The sequence below is a fragment of the Stieleria magnilauensis genome (genome assembly GCA_007753675.1).
Taxonomy (GTDB): Bacteria; Planctomycetota; Planctomycetia; order Pirellulales; family Pirellulaceae; genus Stieleria; species Stieleria magnilauensis.
This window is the reverse complement of the sequence record CP036432.1, coordinates 8,389,283-8,406,802: the sequence shown is the minus strand read 5'-3', so window position 1 is coordinate 8,406,802 and position 17,520 is coordinate 8,389,283. Positions and strand designations below refer to the sequence as shown.

The 17,520-nt window shown below is 56.0% G+C and carries 14 protein-coding genes; 6 read left to right on the top strand and 8 right to left on the bottom strand.

What is annotated here, in order from left to right; all coding sequences use genetic code 11:
- Window positions 1-552: 552 nt before the first annotated feature.
- From TBK1r_RS30315 to TBK1r_RS39215, 5 genes are all read right to left on the bottom strand, one after another.
- Complete coding sequence (locus tag TBK1r_RS30315; protein WP_145218957.1) at window positions 553-1,092, bottom strand: hypothetical protein; 540 nt, start codon at window positions 1,090-1,092, stop codon at window positions 553-555.
- A 120-nt stretch (window positions 1,093-1,212) separates the two neighbouring features.
- Window positions 1,213-1,494 carry a hypothetical protein gene (locus TBK1r_RS30310; RefSeq protein WP_145218955.1) on the bottom strand — a complete coding sequence of 94 codons (282 nt, stop codon included), beginning with the start codon at window positions 1,492-1,494 and terminating at the stop codon, window positions 1,213-1,215.
- 618 nt (window positions 1,495-2,112) lie between these two features.
- Entirely contained in the window at window positions 2,113-2,673 is a 561-nt protein-coding gene (locus TBK1r_RS30305) for a hypothetical protein (RefSeq protein ID WP_145218953.1), read from the bottom strand.
- A 71-nt stretch (window positions 2,674-2,744) separates the two neighbouring features.
- Complete coding sequence (locus tag TBK1r_RS30300; RefSeq protein WP_145218951.1) at window positions 2,745-3,311, bottom strand: DMP19 family protein; 567 nt, start codon at window positions 3,309-3,311, stop codon at window positions 2,745-2,747.
- 228 nt (window positions 3,312-3,539) lie between these two features.
- The gene (locus tag TBK1r_RS39215) at window positions 3,540-3,920 is read right to left on the bottom strand and encodes a DUF6896 domain-containing protein (protein WP_419580541.1); all 381 of its coding nucleotides are present in this window, start codon (window positions 3,918-3,920) and stop codon (window positions 3,540-3,542) included.
- A gap of 183 nt (window positions 3,921-4,103) precedes the next feature.
- Between TBK1r_RS39215 and TBK1r_RS30295 the strand changes: the two genes are divergently transcribed.
- The 3 genes from TBK1r_RS30295 to TBK1r_RS30285 all read left to right on the top strand — a co-directional run bounded on the left by TBK1r_RS30295 (window position 4,104) and on the right by TBK1r_RS30285 (window position 10,199).
- Window positions 4,104-5,453, top strand: coding sequence for an IS110 family RNA-guided transposase (locus TBK1r_RS30295; protein ID WP_419580540.1), 1,350 nt, complete (start codon window positions 4,104-4,106; stop codon window positions 5,451-5,453).
- 2,153 nt (window positions 5,454-7,606) lie between these two features.
- Complete coding sequence (locus tag TBK1r_RS30290; protein ID WP_145207505.1) at window positions 7,607-8,770, top strand: ISAs1 family transposase; 1,164 nt, start codon at window positions 7,607-7,609, stop codon at window positions 8,768-8,770.
- A gap of 325 nt (window positions 8,771-9,095) precedes the next feature.
- Window positions 9,096-10,199 carry an IS110 family RNA-guided transposase gene (locus tag TBK1r_RS30285; protein ID WP_145207616.1) on the top strand — a complete coding sequence of 368 codons (1,104 nt, stop codon included), beginning with the start codon at window positions 9,096-9,098 and terminating at the stop codon, window positions 10,197-10,199.
- A gap of 543 nt (window positions 10,200-10,742) precedes the next feature.
- On the opposite strand, the gene TBK1r_RS30280 is transcribed toward TBK1r_RS30285, so the two are convergent.
- Window positions 10,743-11,285 (bottom strand): hypothetical protein, encoded by a 543-nt coding sequence (locus TBK1r_RS30280; RefSeq protein ID WP_145218949.1) that lies wholly within the window; start codon window positions 11,283-11,285, stop codon window positions 10,743-10,745.
- A gap of 1,115 nt (window positions 11,286-12,400) precedes the next feature.
- On the opposite strand from TBK1r_RS30280, the gene TBK1r_RS30270 reads away from it, so the two are divergent.
- From TBK1r_RS30270 to TBK1r_RS39210, 3 genes are read left to right on the top strand one after another with little or no spacing between them, the layout of a single operon-like run.
- On the top strand, window positions 12,401-13,189 hold the full coding sequence (locus TBK1r_RS30270) for a JAB domain-containing protein (RefSeq protein WP_419580539.1): 789 nt from the start codon (window positions 12,401-12,403) through the stop codon (window positions 13,187-13,189).
- On the top strand, window positions 13,189-13,929 hold the full coding sequence (locus tag TBK1r_RS30265) for a GP88 family protein (RefSeq protein WP_145218945.1): 741 nt from the start codon (window positions 13,189-13,191) through the stop codon (window positions 13,927-13,929). Before TBK1r_RS30270 ends, TBK1r_RS30265 begins: the two co-directional genes overlap by 1 nt.
- Entirely contained in the window at window positions 13,926-14,084 is a 159-nt protein-coding gene (locus TBK1r_RS39210) for a hypothetical protein (RefSeq protein ID WP_197455382.1), read from the top strand. The genes TBK1r_RS30265 and TBK1r_RS39210 overlap by 4 nt, the downstream gene beginning before the upstream one ends.
- Before the next feature lie 941 nt (window positions 14,085-15,025).
- On the opposite strand, the gene TBK1r_RS30260 is transcribed toward TBK1r_RS39210, so the two are convergent.
- Both TBK1r_RS30260 and TBK1r_RS30255 read right to left on the bottom strand, forming a co-directional pair.
- Complete coding sequence (locus tag TBK1r_RS30260; RefSeq protein ID WP_145218943.1) at window positions 15,026-16,351, bottom strand: replicative DNA helicase; 1,326 nt, start codon at window positions 16,349-16,351, stop codon at window positions 15,026-15,028.
- Window positions 16,348-17,181, bottom strand: a complete 834-nt coding sequence (locus tag TBK1r_RS30255) for a hypothetical protein (protein WP_145218940.1) — start codon at window positions 17,179-17,181, stop codon at window positions 16,348-16,350. The genes TBK1r_RS30260 and TBK1r_RS30255 overlap by 4 nt, the downstream gene beginning before the upstream one ends.
- Window positions 17,182-17,520 lie beyond the last annotated feature (339 nt).

Below are 17,520 nucleotides of genomic sequence, written 5' to 3'. Positions count from 1 at the left end.
ACTCGCGGCCGCCGTTGCAACCGATGGTTCCCCGTGATTTCCTAGCGTAGTGCGTTAGACAGCACGAAGGACTGCATCGGTCGAGACACCTACGAGTCTAGCAAGTGAAGCTGCAGACGGCACTACCCAGAACGGCGCGACTGAATCAAACGGATCAACCGGGTTCGTTTCGTTGTACACCGATTCGAGGCACGATTCGGCAAATGAATAGTGTGCGAGTTTTGCGTCGTCCTTTGTGCGTAACATTCGAGCGCGAACGATGTCGCGATATGCATGAGCGGTTGGCCAACGGTTGTAGTCCGTAACAATCGCCTTGAGGTCGGATTGAATGTCTGGGTCAGGAGCACACTTGTCGAACAGCACGACGAGTTTGAGAATCGACGCGCCCATCTGGCGAGCATAAGGCGATGGTCGTGGAATGGCTCAGCCTCGGTTGGCGGTTTGAAAATGCTTCAGTCGGGAACGGCAGCCGTCACCGGGCACTGGGAGACGACTTTCCATTTGTGAAACCTTGCAAGCCGTGCTCCGTGTGCACGGCATTGTTCTGCCCTCTTATGCGTCACGTTGAAGCGCTGACGCACGGGAAACCCAGTATATCTGTTTGTGGTGGTGTGATTCAAGTTCCGCGACCCAACAATCTGCGTCGCGCTTGGTTGTCGGCATACCAATCTTCACCTGATTGCCATCGTCACCCTGTCGCCAAACTTGAAAGGCATCAAGTTCAAGCAGCTCTGGCATTTCGCCGGCGAACCGCTCGATCATCGCGCCACGATCAGGCTCTTGCATGTCACGAGGCACGTCAACGAGTTCAGAGTCCCAGTGACGTAAATGGCGGCGAGCATGTTGGGAACAGGGAAGGTCCGCAAACACCGATCCACCTTTGCCCCAGTGAAAAAACTCGAATGCAAGTTTGAGTCCGCAGTCAAATTTGACGGCCCAATAGTCGCCATCACCTAATCCGGGTTCGTCTGCAACAACGGCATCGACATCGAAGAAGTCTGCTGCGGCCTGTCGGTCAATGCTCAATTGGCAAACGTGAAACCACGGACGAGTTTTGTTGCCAAGTATCGTTGAGACGTCGAGCGGAGTCATGATTTCAGTGGCACCCGTTGTTCGCCGAGACTTGTCGTGTCGATCTGTCCACCCGATGACATCAATCTTAATTCATGCCGTCGCATGCAATCAAGAACTGGTTGATCACGGACGCAGTGTTTAGACCACGTGGTTGCAAAGTGCCAGTAATGCAATGCCGAGGATCGCGATCAGCACTCCGGCGACCAATGCCATCAAGTGCCATCTCAACGCGGAAAACAACCTCTCGTGAATGTTGTATCGGATTGCTGCAACCCAGAAAGGCATTGGCGTGGCGATTAAGACGAGAAGTATCGCTGAAGCATTGGGATACGCAACGTTCAGTTTTGCGACCAGCGGAACGGCCAACCCGCTAAAAACAATATAGATCGAAAAGGCGACGAGTTCTTCGTTGTGCGGCATGCGATGAAGCGGATTCGGCCAAGCAATTTCATTCGGCGAACAGCGGCGGTATGCGGGCGGCGGCGAGAGAATCAACCACTGGAAAAACGGCGACCACCGTCGCTCCGTATTATCGCATGGTTACCCGCCGTTTTCGAGTCCGTGCTAGCTCCAAAAGTTGTCGATAGCGTAGAACAGTCCCGTTGCCGCGAAGTACGATCCAATTGCGAGCAACGAACCGAGCACGTAGCGTCCGCGCCACACGCAAAGAGCGCCGCGCAAGCAAACGACAGCAATTGCGATCAAGGCGGGCCAGCGAACAAGAGGCTTGTAGTTGTCGGGGTAGATGAGTGGCGGCTCGTACGCGAAGGTGCAGTAGTAAAAATACGCGGAGCACCAAACTCCAGCCATGAGTCCGACGCAACCCAGCATACCAAATGCCAGTGTCGGGATCGTCCTCCAGCGGATGAGCCGCCAAACGAGCGACGGTGCATCGCTGACACGCGAGAAATTCGGCTCGTATGGATTCGGGTTCAATTCGTGGCGATCTCAGTCGGGTAACGGTAGGAATCTCATGACGGCGACGAGCGACATGAACTCAGTGCAAACTCGACTTCGCCGTTCGTGAGCATTTCCTGGTTATCCGTCAGTTGGGGAGTCGGAGATTGGCGGCATTCCCATTTTTTGGATTTTGTCCAGAACTCGTTGCGTAGGGTTAGCGGGTTCAAGTGGTCGATCGTGTCCATTCTTGGAATGGATCGTCAGTGCCGGATGGTAGTAAAAGCCGTCGTTTGCAGCGACCCGCTGACTGGAATCGACATTGGCAGGGATTTCAACCAAGCCGGAAAACGCGCCATGCTCATGCACAAAGTAATCAAACCGTGTGTCCGGCTTCGGAAGTGATGAGCGATCACGAACATACGGGTGGTCAAATCGAACCGGGCGCTTGAGGACCGTCCCATTTACAGCACGAACTTCGAGCAAGATTTTGTTTGCGTCGATGCGTGCATGGGTGACATTCCCGTCCACGCACACGCCGGTAACGCGTACGACAGTCCCCAGCGGGTGGCCAAGGTAGCCAATAACATTCGCACGGCCAAACTGCGTAACCGAGATCGGCATCGAGTCTTCGGCTGAGCCATTGGCAATGACGCAAAGCGGCAACACTGCAACAAGGGTAAAAGATGCGATGCGGTCCATTTTGCTCAACATGTAAGTCGGATTTCGATTGCGATGACCGGGCCGCCGCGGACGATCATCCACCTCAATAATCACGGCTCGGCGGCTCCGCGTCCATCGCTTGGTTCTGCCTTCGGCGGATCGGCAAGTTCGGTGATGCCGCAAGTCTCGCACAACCACCTATTGGCAGCGTCATGATACCTTGTACCGTTGTTCGAAAGCAAAGCGAAGAACTTCTCATCCAGTTGATCGAACGGGTCGCAGTGTTCTTGATAGAACAGGTCGCAGTGTTTTCGGTCGCCTCCCACCGTAAAACGTGCTAGTGCGGTGAGTCGATCCTCGCGGGACCGTGGATAGTCACCATCCGTTAGCGTTGACATGGCCTGACGAATAACGTCCGCTACATCGTCGAGCCCCGACCGTTCGCACCATTCAACCATCTCCGGCGCTAAAACCCCGGTCCCGTTGTAAAAGAATTGATGAAACCCGCCGTTGTCAATGTCGGACTTGCCGCAATCCATTCCGGCAAGAAGTTGAAGGTCGCGCGCTACATTGGAGCGCGATGGGTCATAGCCGTCGTCGGTCCAGCATTCAAATGGATAGACGTCATGTTTGCGTTGCCATTCTTCAAAAAAAGGAGGTTTGTATCCAAGTTCCATTTGGTCGGTGTTTTGGCTGGAGTCTCTTTGAAACGTAACGTATCGTCACTGTATCAGCCATGCACAAAACATGAACAGCGCGATAACGAGTAGGATTCGCTGCTGTTGGTTCACAACAGATCGTTCGTGGCAGAACGGCGGCGGTAACGGGGCCGCCGCCAAAAAACTATGATTTCAAAACCTACGTCATCGGCGGCTCCCGTTCACCGCTTTGTTCTGTCGCGTTCGTTACGTTGTAAATTGCCGTTTGAGTTCGGCTTCAATCAGGTCGCGATATCGTTCCGCGTCGTCAATTATCGGTTCGTATTTTGCAGAATCAATCGTCCGGTCGTGAACCGAGCGTTTTGCAAACAGCATGAGTCGCCAGAAGTCAGGCGGTGCGAATAGTTGTCCATCCAATGTGGAGAAATCAAAATCGATCCCGCCATGTCCGTTTGTTCGAGTAACGTCAACGCCTATGCCGTGCGTTCGGTACGACCATCCCGTTCCTGCGAGGTCATGTCGTCCGCGATGTTCCCGACGCAACACGTCTCGTGGACATTCAAGTTTGAGTTGGTCCACAAGTAATGCCGCAGCCGCATCCCGATGTGTGTTCCAATCGGCGATCAATTGCCGAATAGTGTTGCCGTCGATGAAAACGTCTCCTTAGCGACAGAAAGAATCCATGTAAGTCCGAGGCTTGGTGGGCGGGAGTCATTTGTTTGTAAACTGGCGACTCGGACCCGTGATTCTGGCAGCTTGCGACTGCCAGTCACATTCGCTCCACCCACCAAAACCAAGGACACAGTAACCATGAAAATTCTCGCCCTTGATCTCGGCAAATTCAACTCTGTTTGTTGCGTTTACGATTCAAAAACTCGAAAGAAAACGTTCCTCACGACGCCTACCAAACGCGAACACCTGCAGAGTGTCTTCCAAAACGAAGGCCGGCTGGCCGATCTGGTCGTCATGGAATCTTGCGGGCCTTCCGGATGGATCAACGATCTGGCGCAGTCCTTCGAGCGAAACACACTCGTCTGTTCGACCAATGAAGAAGCCTGGCGTTGGGCAAACGTCAAACGAAAGACCGACAAGGACGACGCCTTGAAGCTGGCCCGTATGGCTGCCATGGGGGAACTCAAGTCCGTCCACATGCCTTCGCCCGAGCACCGAGAATTCCGATCACTGGTCAAGTATCGAAAGACGCTCGACGGCCGAATCAACAAAACCAAGAACACCATTCGCGCGTGGTTCGTCAACCATGGGATCGAAATCGACAAAGGAGACAAGGCCTGGCACACCGGACGAAAACGCATCGATTCGTTCCGCAAAGGGATCCAAGACTGCACTCCCGATGAACTCTGGAAAGGCCAGCTCGACATCGAGTTGACCATCCTCGACTCACTGACCGAGCAACTCGACACGATCGTCAAGAGGCTCGAAGAACTCGGCAAGAACGATGAACGCATCAAGCGTCTGCGCACGATTCCAGGGGTCGGACCGCGGACCGCAGAGATCCTCGTCGCCTGTATCGACGCCCCCCATCGATTCAAAAATGGACGCCAAGTGTCCGCCTACTTCGGGCTCGTGCCACGTCAGTATCAATCCGGCGAGACCGATCGCAACGGCCGGATCACCAAACGCGGCAACCCGCTGGCAAGAACCATCCTTGTCGAGTGTGCGTGGGCATCGCTGCGATACAATCCATGGGCCAAAGGCATCTACGAACGAATCTGCGGCAAACAAAAGACCCGCAAAAAGAAGGCCGGAATCGCACTGGCACGCAAGATCGCCGTGATCGCTTGGGCGATGCTGCGTGACGAAAAGGACTGGGAACCGAAACGGATGGTCGAGGTCACCGAGTCGTATGGCGAAATGCCAGACAAGCTGAAGGAGTCCCTGCTCAACATGAAACCCAAGGAGAACAGCGACCAACGTAAAGCCCGACTGCGCCGTGAGGCCCGTCAAGCCAAAGATGCGAAACAAACCTCTAAGGCCAAGCCAACGAACAAGAAGACGCGTCCGTCATCGAACCCTTCAAGCCGAACTGAAAAGGCGACGCCACAAGCGACCAAACCGAAGAAAAAGTCCACTCCCGTCAAGTCAGCGACGAAGTCGCGTTCCAAGCCACGGCGAGCAGGAAAGCTAGTATCGCGTGACTGATGCGTTTGACATCGGCGTAACGAATCAGCCCTGCTCGCTTTATCAATCACCGAGCGACGAGGACAACCAGTACCGGCTGACTGGCAACTTGATGCCGGCGTAACGAATCGGACCTCCTCGCTTTCAAACCCACCATGTCCCGTTCCACCAACAACCACAAAGACCAATCACGAGCCGACGGGGAGCCCCCGCGAGACTCGCCGAGACGATCGATCAAGGAGAAGACCTACCCGAGTGTGTGAGTACCGAGACAAGTTGACACTGGACCTTCGCAATAGGAGCCATTCGCTGCAGCGAATCGGCAGAGGGTTCAGACACGTCGCCCTAAAGAATGTGCCACACCGACGGAAGGTAGCTTGCTGCTCAATGACGCCTCCAGTCAAAGAAGCCTCCAGGCAAGCTGCATCCAGCGCGGAATCACACCACCGATCAATGATGGTTGAACCGTGTAAGGACCACTGAGGGAACGCAGTCCGCCGAGTGCGGATCTACGAGAAGTTCAATTGCGTTCACACCTCGAATAGTCGTTTAATCAACATCCTTGTCGAAACGTCACGACGAATCACCGCGAGGCGGCCACTCCCTCAACGCTCACCAACGAAGACACTCCCAAGGAACCACTGACCATGTCGAATTAAAAATCCAAAAATTGTGGCACCCGCCACTTGCATATGTCGGACTTCATAGTCGTTACGGTTCAGCGGGCGGCGGCGAACGATTCAGCCATCACATAAAAGGTCAACTCCGCCGCTCCGTTGCAGTACGCCCAGCATGGGCGTGATCTTGTGGGGTGAAAGTCCCCTGTACTTAGTTCCGGTTTCTTTCTTGGAGTCAGTATACCAAATGAAATTCTAACGAAAGACAGTACGAGGCGAGGGCAACTGCGGCGAGGCAACAGACCGTGGAGAGGAAGCCTAGGAATGTGTGCGTAAGTGTCAGCCTGAACCACGCCGTTGACCACATTCTCGCCAAGACCTGCGTTTGTTACGAACAGAAACCTCATACGAGGCCGACGACTCCAGGCCCGTCGCAGCGCGACCCAAAGCGTTCCAGCGGGCTGCTGACCGCGAAGCCGAACCGGAAGCCCGGCGGATGCCTTAAAAAAACTCTGGGCGTAGGTAAATGGGGAGCTTAGCCAGGGACAGATTGCGTTCTTATCTGGGGAGATCCAGTTGGCGTACCTGGGAGTAGGGCTTGCCCGAAAGCCAGGGCCGTGCATTCGAAAGTGACTCGGTGCCGACTGGAAGTCAGCAGAGGGCATCGTAGCGGACCCTTGTGGCCCGCGAAGGCCCGAAGGGAACGAGCAAGTACGTATCGTGGGTAGCTCGTGCTGTTGTCTCTTCGGAGACAAATCGCCGTATGGCGGTCAACCACTTGCGGCGCTGGTCGTGATTCAATGGCCCCGAGTCTTCGCGGCAACGCGAAGATTTAAAACTCGTGCTCGGGCCGCCGGATGCGGACCCGCATGTCCGGTGGTGTGGGAGGGGTTCCGGAGCGATCCGGACACCTATCCCGATTGTCATTGTTCCCCAATTTCCGAAATCAACCAACCGGCTTCGGTCAGTATGCCGTTTGGTCCCGTGGCACGCTCTGCATTGGCCTCGGACCAACGTCGCACGTCCGCGACAAATTCACGACCCGCGTCTGTGTCAGCATAGCGTACCGCAGCCGTGCGGTCGATTCTCGCAAGCATGCGAAAAGCGACTGAACGAGCAGAATGCTCGCCGGTCGGGTCGCGTCGTGTGTCGGTTAAAATCAGGTCGACAAGGAGATCGATGGTTGCGGGAGGTGGCGTGCCAAGGTCAGCAAGTCCCCAAATCCCTCCGATTGCACGCTCAGGGTTTCGGTGCAAGGCAAGCCGTTCAATCCACTCGAACACACGTTTGTGGAGGCGGTTGCCAGCGTCGTAGCCTATCGCCTGGACAATCCGTCCAGATGCGCGTGCGGCGTAGAACGTGATCCAGTGCTCAAGTTCCGATACTTCGGCATCGATGTCGATTCCATCGCAGATATCTAGAAGGCGAAAAAGGTGGACGCTCGCTTCCGGCCCACGACGATCGCACCAAAATCTGGTTTCAGTATTCGTCGAAGCCTTGCCTCAGTGAACCCCTCTGCCAATAAATTCAGCCAGACTGGTTTTTCACTGCCCTGTTATGGAGATGGCAATGGCTTCCCAAATCGATGTGTTTCACGAGTGTTTTGATCAGGTCGGCGACCCGCGAGTCGCAGGCCGGACAATCCATCCACTTAACTCGATTCTGTTTTTGGTTGTCTCGGCGGTCATCGCAGGCGCGGACGGACCTGATGAGATCGAAAGCTTCGGTGGTGAGAAACTGGATTGGCTATCCAAATTCGCCGACTTTGATGCCGGCATTCCGTCTCACGATACCATCACGCGAGTGTTGTCCCTGATCAAACCAGCCGAGTTTCAGAAGGCGCTGCTTCAATGGCACGCTCATCTCTGCGAGATTAATTGGGATCACGCCAGCAAGGACGACAATCGTCCCGTTCACGTTGCGATCGATGGCAAGACGGTGCGCGGATCCTATACCGATGCGGAGAAATCTGATGCGATTCATATCGTCAGTGCCTGGGCGACCGCAAATGGTGTCACGCTTGGGCAAACCGAGGTCGACTCAAAGTCCAACGAAATCACGGCAATTCCCGAATTGCTCGATCTAATCGACTTACGCAATTCGATCGTGACGCTCGATGCCATGGGATGCCAAAAGTCGATTGCTGAAAAGATCGTCGAGGGAGGTGGCGACTATCTGTTCGCTGTCAAAGACAACCATCCCAAGCTCTGTGCTGCCATCGCCGATCACTTTGAGATGGCCCATAACGATGGGCTCACAGCCCACGGTGTTCGGGCAATGACGACCACAGGAAAGCAGGCCGCGCGTGAAGAGGAACGCTTCTATGCGACCTGCCCAATTCCAAAAGCACTTCGCGAACTGACCGACCAGTGGAAAGGAGCAAAAAGTATCTGCCAAGCGAATACTTGCACGACTCGTGGTGACCGGCAATCAAGCGATGTTCGCTACTACATTTCGAGCCGACCGGCGCGGGTGCATGAATTCTCAAATTGTGCTCGTAGCCATTGGAGTATAGAGAGCATGCACTGGGTCCTCGATGTCGTGTTTCATGAGGACTCCAGTCGGCTCCGAACCAAGAACGCGACATCGAACATGAGCTTTGCTCGTCGGTTTGTGACGACGCTTCTCAAGCGAGACACTCGGAAGAAGAGCCTCAGGCGGAAGCGAAAAATCGCTGGCTGGAACAGCGAATTCCTCGAGAAACTCCTGTTTGCAGCCTAATTTTGGTGCGATCGTCGTGGCTTCCGGCCCAGCGTTCATCAGTTGAACGGCAGCCCACCATTGCGATCGACGGTCAGTCGACGCTAGACGTGATGCAAACCATTCAGTGTCCATCATTCATTGGGGGAAAGGTAGCGATCACCGGGATCGCGCAGAAGACTCAACAAGTTCGAGTAACGCTCGCTCGCGATCTCCGGTGCATCGATTTCGATGAAAGAGTTGGGTGTTCAAAAAAACGGCTCTCCGAGATGCTGGGAGTCGGGTGATCGGGAGCTAAGCCCACGAGCCCAAATTGATACAAAGTCCCTCTCGGAGAACCGAACCCATGTTGTACCTCGGAATCGATCAACACGCAAAGCAACTCACTCTTTCACTTCGTGGATCCGACGGAAACGTCATCCTCAATCGCCAAGTCAGCACGGAGCCCAAACGATTCGAGGAGTTCTTTAACGGACTGAAATCCAGGGCCGAAGCAGATGGATATTTCGCGATTGTCGAAGTCTGTGGATTCAACGATTGGCTGCTCCTGGCCCTGCCAAACTTCGGATGCACCGAAGTCATTCTGATCCAACCAGAGAAGAAGCCCAAAGTAAAAACAGACCGCCGCGACGCTCACGCACTCAGCGAACTGCTGTGGATCAATCGCGAGCGCATCGCCAATCGGATTCCGATTCGAGGTGTTCGACAGGTCATTGCCGCCTCTCCAATTGATGCCGAGAACCAACGCATCACTTTACTGCGGCAACAAGCCGGGAGGCAGCGAACCCGTGCGACCAATCAAATCAAACACATCCTCAGACGTCACAACCTGCAGTGGTCTATGCCGACCAAAACCTTCCCGACGTTGAAGGCCATCGCCTGGCTAAAAACGGTCAAACTACCTTCGTGGGATCGAACTGAAATGGACTATCACCTCGGGGAATTCGAACGCTTAACGACGCGAATGAAGTCACTCGAAGAAACCATTGTATCTCGTGGTCAGGGAATCGAAGAAGTCGAATTGCTTCGCACCATCCCCGGATGTGGATACTACTCCGCGCTGGCATTGGCCAGTCGTATCGGTGATGCAAAACGCTTCCCACGTGGCAAGAGCCTTGCAAACTACTGGGGATTGACTCCCGGTGTTCGCGACAGCGGGGACGCCAAAGGGCGACGCGGACATATCACCAAGACGGGGAGCACGATGGCGCGTTGGTTGCTCGCTCAAGTCACGCAACACGTGTTGCGTCGCGACCCTGTCATGAAGCAGTGGTACAAGCCGATTCGTGCACGTCGTGGAAGTCGTATCGCACGGACCGCGGTAATGCGACGGATGTCGGTGATCATCCGGAACATGCTCGTTGAGAAACAATCCTACACCGAATGCCGCGACGCCATGATCGCTCGCCGTAAAAGTCAATTGAAGACAAGAAACAAGCGTGCAGCTTAAATCTAATTCACAACCCAACTCATACATCACCCTCACGAATTTGCCTCATGAAGCTTTGAAACAGAGATGGCATCGGCTCGGCCTCTGCTGCTTGACACAACCGTGACAAGTCTTGTGGACCCGAGTTGCTCACCCTATCCAATTCGCCCGGAACCATGTGTAGATCCGACCTCGTTGTGATTCACTTCACAGCCTGATAGTCGAACGTTGCACTGATTAGGAGCCTTGGATTGCGGTGGGCGGATCGCATCGAAAAATCTGTGCTTGGCCGATCGTGCCAAGGCATCATTGCAAACGCATTGATGGGACCCACGAAGGAATGTATGGGGTGCGGTCGCTGGGTCTTCAACGCTGAGGGCTCTGAAAAGAACGACCCGCAACTGCCCGAAATCAGATCCAACCATCGACGTTCAAAGCGTCAACAACATCTGTCAGTCGAACCACAACGAAGGCACCAAGATGGTGCTGTCGCCCCTATCGTGAATCCGCACTCACGATCAAGTTGAAAAAGCATGGAAAATCAATCGAAAGGCCTAAACTCTTTCAGGAACGCATGGTTCTGCCATTCGCTGTGAAGATTGCGAACACTGGAAACCAACCTGAAACCACGTATCCTGACTCACGGTAGCGAACAGCTGCTCGGTCGTACAAATCCGTTGCATTCATGCCTTCGGGTAAAGCAACAGAAACACGGTGATCGATTGTGTGTCTTTCACGCTTTTCGCTCTCGGCAAGTTGCTCAGCGGGAATTGGCAGGAAAACCACGTCGCCGCCCAAAGTTCGAATCTCAATTTCGGATGCGTCGAAGTCGTTGGAAAGCGCTGCAAGGTGCAACGTGCGATTTGGTTCGTTCACCCAGGCCCCCACCAACTTCGTTTGCTCAAGCGACTCGAACGTTGCCTGTGATATATTGAGCATGATCGATGAACCGGCGCGAATGGCGGCGTCATTATTCACGTCCAGGGCATAGTACGCGGAATCGATCTTACGTTGAGTTTGCCATACCGGAAGTTTGTATCGCACCCAAGCCATCGCTAAAGACACGACAACAACGCCAACCATCACTGATCGAAGTGAGAATCTCATTTTCGTTGTCTTGGGCGGCAGAACTAGTAATTCTCCGGCGCGAGCGCCGGATATTTAGTCTAGCCCATGAGCGGGTCGAATGGGCTGTGAGATCCGTTGATTGCGGTTTCGTCCTCCAAAATGTTGAGTTGTGTTAACTCAAGCGAGTTGTGCCCAGGAATGTCCTGCAGGCGTTCGACCGGCATACGAGCCGGGTACAGGTGAGTGGCCGCTGCGCCCGGAATTTCGTGCGGCGGGATTCGACGTGTGGCACCGGTTGGCCTGGCGGCGACTCGATATATCCGGCGCAGATGGCCGTCGTTGCGGCGGCATCGCGTCGCCCCCTTTTTTAGAGGATGCACGACTGAGTGACTCGCCCTGTAGCAGCCACATCCACAGAAAATCATCTGGGGCGGATGGGCATTTGCGTTCCTATTCGTGAGGCACCGGAACGCCCCTGGGATTTTTGCCCATGTCATCACGATGAATTCTCTCAGCCAGGCCGATCTGCCGTTGAATAGCATCGTGAATTCAGCTCGGAGCTGGCACGATTCGGAGGTGGTCCTGCCTCGTGCTGTCCAGGAGGGCAAACCGAAGCGAGATACATGCCCAGTCATCCCGCGGGCGACGCACGGCTCGGCGACTCAGTTTTCGCTCGATTGGGGCAGAACAAGGGAACGGACGCCGACGCAAAGAAGCTCTTCTCTATCAGCTACAAACTGCGGAGGTTGGAGCAACCGCGGCGAGTTTCTCTGTCCGCCTGGTCGCTGGAGTGGCGTACACCGACGCGTCACCGGGGACGTGCCTGATCGCATGAGGTGGGCAGGCCGTCACGGATTTCAAAAGGTGGTGGTGGTGGTGATGATCTTTTTTGCACGTGCCAGCGAGAGGTGTTCGAGGCGGAACCCGCGATGGCCACCCCCGCCCCCTCGGAAGGACCCGTCCGGTGCTTGGTGGGAATGGCCGGCATTGCTTGGGATTCGCCGCGTCTGCCGCGGCGTGGGGCGTTGTTGACGGGGGCCGGATTCGGCCGATGATGCCCGCGGAAACACGCCGCGCGGCGTGTAAAGAACGCCACCCGGAAGCGCGCCAACGCTAGCCGGGTGACTTGCTCGCACTTACTAGGAGTGCAAACCGTGAACGATGATACCCGAAAGCGTCTTTTGAAGCGCCGCTACCGTTTTTTGTCCGACCCGTCCCACGCGTGGCTACGCGTCCCGATGGCCGATATCGTGGCGCTGCGATTGGAAAATGACATCAGCCATTGCAGCTACGTCCGCGATTCGGTCGCCTACCTTGAAGAGGATTGCGACGCGGCCGCGTTCATCGCAGCCTACACGGCCGCATGCGGCAAACGTCCCGCCATCACCGAAGCGCCCCCGGCCAACAACGCGTCCCGAATCCGCGGCTATGCCGCGTGGGATCGACGCAACGTGCTATTGAACGTCGAACTACGTCGACAGCGCAACAAGACAACCAACGCGCTCCCCGTGTTCGAAACGCGTCTGGCCAAGATTCAAGAGGGGTCGGGCCGCTATGAAACGCCGATCACATCCACCCGCATCGCATGCGATACCCTGCCGGCATTGCTGCGCGACTATTTCGCGGACCGTTGCGATTGCGAAGAATTCGCGATTGTCACGTTAGACACGAAACACCGACCGACCGGCGTGGTACGCATCACCCGCGGGACGTTGGACGCGTCGCTCGTGCACCCGCGGGAAGTGTTCCGCGCGGCCATCGCTGCGAGCGCTTCGGCCATCATCCTGATTCACAATCACCCGTCCGGCGACACCACGCCTAGCCGCGAAGATCACGCGGTGACGGACCGATTGACCGAATGCGGCAAAACGTTGGGCATCAACGTCCTAGATCACCTCGTGATCGGTGCCGACAGCGCAACCAGCATTCGGGAGGCGGCCTAATGTTATTACGCACCAATGCCAAGCTTGAAAAGCTAAACGGTTTGCCCTACTTGTCAGCCGGATTGACACTCGCGCCGCACAATCTGTCCGGGCACAACGTATGCGCGGGCGCATCGAATGGTTGCGCCGCGTCGTGTGTCCTCTGGTTTGCCGGGTTGCGTGTTTCGTCGACGTCACGCCACGCGGCGCTGCGCGACACGCAATGGTTGTTCGGCCATCGTCGATCTTTCATCGACCAATTGAACCGCGATATCGTCAATCTTGTGCGATTGGCGGAGCGTAAACGCGTGACGCCGGCGATCCGGTTGAACGTCGCGAGTGATCTAGAATGGTTTGACCTCATCGAGCGATGGCCGACGGTTCAATTCTACGATTACACGAAGATACGCTCCCGGTTTCGCGATTACTTGGCGGGGGAGCTCCCCGCGAACTACGCATTGACGTTTAGCCGGCATGAAAAGCACCATCCCGCCACCATCGCAAGTTACTTGCGCCGCGGTGGGAATGTCGCCCAAGTGTTCGACATCGACTATCATCCGCAATCCGGACGGATCGGAAACCTACCCGAATCGGTCCGCATTCATGGCCGACAATGGCCGGTGATCGACGGGGACAAGCACGACATCCGAATTCCAGCAATCGACGGCCGCGGCGTGGTCATCGGTCTGCGGTTGAAAGGGACCAACGCGGCAAAGTCGCGTGCACGTCGCAACGGTTTCGCAATCAAGAGAGAGCAATGAAAGATCTACTGCAACGCGTTTCGGTGTTCCTGCGCCACATCATCGACGCGCCCGAAACGATGCCCGAAACGCGTGAAGTAGCTGAAGAGCTGGAGCGCGACGTAGACGATGCCATCAACGGTAACTACCGGGAGGGTGACGACGAAGAGGAATAACGGCTAGCCGCGGCTAGCTTCAAACCATAGGGGAGACCCCAAGCGCTTGGGGGCGTGTTGGTTTCCGGTCCGATTGGATCGGTTGCCGATGCGCCCCCTCGTTTCGTTGACGGGGGAGCGTATCGGCTACGCTCCCCCGTTTTTCTATGCGCGTCCCATGCATCCGCCCCCACAATCGCCGCGGCCGTTAGCGGCCGATTCTCGCGATTCTGCGCGAGCGTTGCCCCCACTGCGCGGACCGCCACCGGTACGCGCCCCGCCTGCAGCTGCAGCAACGCGCGGACCGCCAAACCGCCGCGGCCGATCACCACCACGACGCGCACCGATCGCCCCCGCCGCGTGTCTTGCGCTACCGCTGCGCATCGACGTGGACAATTCGCCGGCATCGCCCACTATTTGCGGGATTCTTGAAAAACTTTCCCGCGAATTTTGCGGGGAAGATCCGCGCGCAATCGGGCCGAAAATCCGCCCCCTATCAGGGGTGCGGTGTAGCAGGATTTCAGACCGAGTGATTTCGCGTGACGGTTGGTGCAAATTGCATACGGGCAAACGCACGGGGCTTCTTCACGTCAACATTCCATACTTTTTTCGTTTGTGTCGGTGCGTCGATCCGTTAAACGTGCGATACGAAATGGCACTCTGGAAAGAGGGGTGTTGATTCTCGCTCCCCCTTTCGCATCAAGTAAAGTTTTTGCATCAAGTTAAGCTGTGCGTTCACCATCGAAGTTGGATTCACCTTCTGGGGTGGTCGCGGAGGTGTTTGGGCTCGGAGCGAGGAGGGCTGGTGCGATGCCAACATTGTTGGCAACGATGGATGATCAATCGCGGGAACCCTCCCCTCGCTGCGCTCGACCCTCCCGCACACGGGAGGGTTACTTCTTTACCTTGTGGCGTATGCTCCTCGCTGCGCTCGACCCTCCCGCACACGGGAGGGTTACTTTTTAACTTGATGCGTATGACTCAAACTCGGTGTGGAAACCGGGATGTTCCGTCACAACCGGTTCATGGAATTCGCACCGATTTGCGTCAAACACCATTTGGACGACGCCGCGCGGTCCCTGCCGATTCTTCTCGATGATGAATTGAGTTTCGGCCGAATCACGTTGGCGGTGAAGGAACCACACACCGTCGGCGTCTTGTTCGATCGCTCCTGATTCGCGGAGGTGGGACAGCTTTGGCTCCTCGCCTTCGCCCTGCCGGTTTAGCTGTGCGAGCGACAGGATCGGGATGTCCAACTCGGTCGCCAGCGTCTTGATCTCATTGCTGATCTCAGTCACCTGCTCCGTCCGGTTGGGCCTGCGATCGCGTGGTGCGATCAGTTGCAGGTAGTCGATGACGATGAGGTCCAACCCGATCGTTGCCTTGACCGATCGAGCGTATCCGCCGATTTGCGCAACCGTGGCCCGTCGAGCCGGTTTGATCATGAGTCGGGTTTCGCGGTGGACGTGAGCGAAATCACGAATTCGATCGCTGTCTTGCGAGGTGTGGTTTCCGGTGCGTTGGTCAACCAAGGAAACGCCCACCTGGCCCGCGGCGATCCGCTGGGCAAGCTGCAACTCCTTCATTTCGAGCGACAAGACCAAGACGACTTGTCCCGAAGTTGCCGCGTTCATCGCAATCTGCATCCCCATCGCCGTCTTTCCGATCGACGTTCGCGCCGCCAGGACAATGGAATCACCGGCAAACATTCCCCCGGTCGTCTCGTCCACCGACTCGAATCCCGTGGGAACACCCGAGATCGTGCCCTGGGCTCGATCCGCATCCAGCTTGTCGGCAAGATGCATCATCATTTCAGATAGCGAGACAACCTCGTCGCGGCCCTGGGCCGTGACGTCGATCGATTTGGCTTCGATCTTGGAAATGAGTTCGTCGGGATCTGCCGCCGGGTCATCGAGCTGGCAATCAATCTCACTGACGAGTCCTGCAATTCTGCGGAGCCGGAAAAGACGATTCACCTCGCCGGCATGGTAGATGACGTGTGCCGCCGTGGGCGCTTCCGCCGCCAACTTGGCGAGCCCCGCACTGCCGCCCAACGCATCCAGGATTCCCGCTTTTCGGAATTCCGGAACGAGAACGGTGATATCGTTGACCGGCAAGCGAGCCGCATACCGGTCAGCCACGAGGTCGAATGCCTGTCCAAGAACTGAATCGGTGAATTGGGCACCGGTGGTCAGCTCACAAACACGGTCCAGCATTGATGGATCGATCAGCACGCCTGCAAAGAGCGAGCGTTCGATTTCCGCGGAGTGTTTTTTGATTCGACTCATGCGACCGCCTCCCGCCGGGTTCCGTGCTTCGCTTCCTTCTCAGCTCGACGGCGACGGGCCTCGGCTGCGAGGTCGTTCCTCGGTGTCGTTGGCAACGTTTTTCCACCGCCCATCCTCGCGTGCAGCTGTGGAAATTGTTTTCGAAGCTTGCCAGGACAGAGGATGTTCTTGGACCAAAACGAATCGGCGTTGGCCCACTGAAAGACGGTCCGGATTTCGTGGCGAGTGTGACCGTCACGTTCTCGCATCAAGCGGATGTCATTGATCCACGTCTCCAGGTTCGGTGCTTTCGCCTTGGGCACGACACGTTGAACTTCGCGAAACATCCAAGTTGCAAGTTCTTTGTCGAGAGTCTTCTCCTTGTTGGCGATGGGATCGTCGACGTTCTTTTCATTCTTAGATTTGCTTCTTCTATCTGTGTCAATCAGCGTGTCATCCAGCGTGTCACTCTGCGTGTCAATTTCTGACACGCCGAAAGCGTCCTGCGTATCAAATCTTGACACGCTGCCTTGGTACTTTGCCCAGTTCACAACGGTCAGGATGGAGTACTTTGGAGTCGACTCGACTTCGACGGCACCGATCTGGACCAATTCGCCGACGCGTTTTCGTAGCGTGCCGATCGCGACAGGTCTCGGCATCGCACCCTGCAGGCGTTCCGGCAGGGTGCGCCAGGCAAACACCATCTGGCCGGGCAGGATCTCCCTGCCTTTGAAGCGAGCGCGTTTCCAATTGCAGGTCATGATGATCATGACAAACGTGTGAAACGTTCCTTCGTCGGCTGCAACGTCACTTTGGAGAATCTTGCGATGCAACTTGATGAATCCATTCATTGGTTACCCCGAGATTGCCCCTCGACCCGAATCATCGTTCCAGGCGTCGGCTCTGCCTAACACGACGCTTCTGGCCTTTTCCCACTGCTGTGCTGCGGAAGTCTCGGTTCGTTCGCCGTATTGGATCGACAGAACGATACAAGCCAACATTTCCCCGAGTGTTCCGGGCTGGCCGGGAGCTGCTTTGCGCACTTCGCGCGGTTCTGTGCGAAGGCTGTTTTGCCTTGTCACAGCATCCTGATTCTGTATCATCAATGAACCTCGTTGATACTGGTCCAGTCGCCAAACTTTCGACCAGTGCCCCCGCCGACCGATCCTGGGCGGCGCGGGGCTTTCTTT

Coding starts and splice junctions, on each gene's coding strand:
- TBK1r_RS30290 (WP_145207505.1), top strand. CDS start 7,607: ATGGAGATGGCAATGGCTTCCCAAATCGATGTGTTTCACGAGTGTTTT.
- TBK1r_RS39210 (WP_197455382.1), top strand. CDS start 13,926: ATGAAAGATCTACTGCAACGCGTTTCGGTGTTCCTGCGCCACATCATC.
- TBK1r_RS30255 (WP_145218940.1), bottom strand. CDS start 17,181: ATGAATGGATTCATCAAGTTGCATCGCAAGATTCTCCAAAGTGACGTT.
- TBK1r_RS30305 (WP_145218953.1), bottom strand. CDS start 2,673: ATGGACCGCATCGCATCTTTTACCCTTGTTGCAGTGTTGCCGCTTTGC.
- TBK1r_RS30260 (WP_145218943.1), bottom strand. CDS start 16,351: ATGAGTCGAATCAAAAAACACTCCGCGGAAATCGAACGCTCGCTCTTT.
- TBK1r_RS30310 (WP_145218955.1), bottom strand. CDS start 1,494: ATGCCGCACAACGAAGAACTCGTCGCCTTTTCGATCTATATTGTTTTT.
- TBK1r_RS30315 (WP_145218957.1), bottom strand. CDS start 1,092: ATGACTCCGCTCGACGTCTCAACGATACTTGGCAACAAAACTCGTCCG.
- TBK1r_RS30285 (WP_145207616.1), top strand. CDS start 9,096: ATGTTGTACCTCGGAATCGATCAACACGCAAAGCAACTCACTCTTTCA.
- TBK1r_RS30265 (WP_145218945.1), top strand. CDS start 13,189: ATGTTATTACGCACCAATGCCAAGCTTGAAAAGCTAAACGGTTTGCCC.
- TBK1r_RS30300 (WP_145218951.1), bottom strand. CDS start 3,311: ATGGAACTTGGATACAAACCTCCTTTTTTTGAAGAATGGCAACGCAAA.
- TBK1r_RS30280 (WP_145218949.1), bottom strand. CDS start 11,285: ATGAGATTCTCACTTCGATCAGTGATGGTTGGCGTTGTTGTCGTGTCT.
- TBK1r_RS30295 (WP_419580540.1), top strand. CDS start 4,104: ATGAAAATTCTCGCCCTTGATCTCGGCAAATTCAACTCTGTTTGTTGC.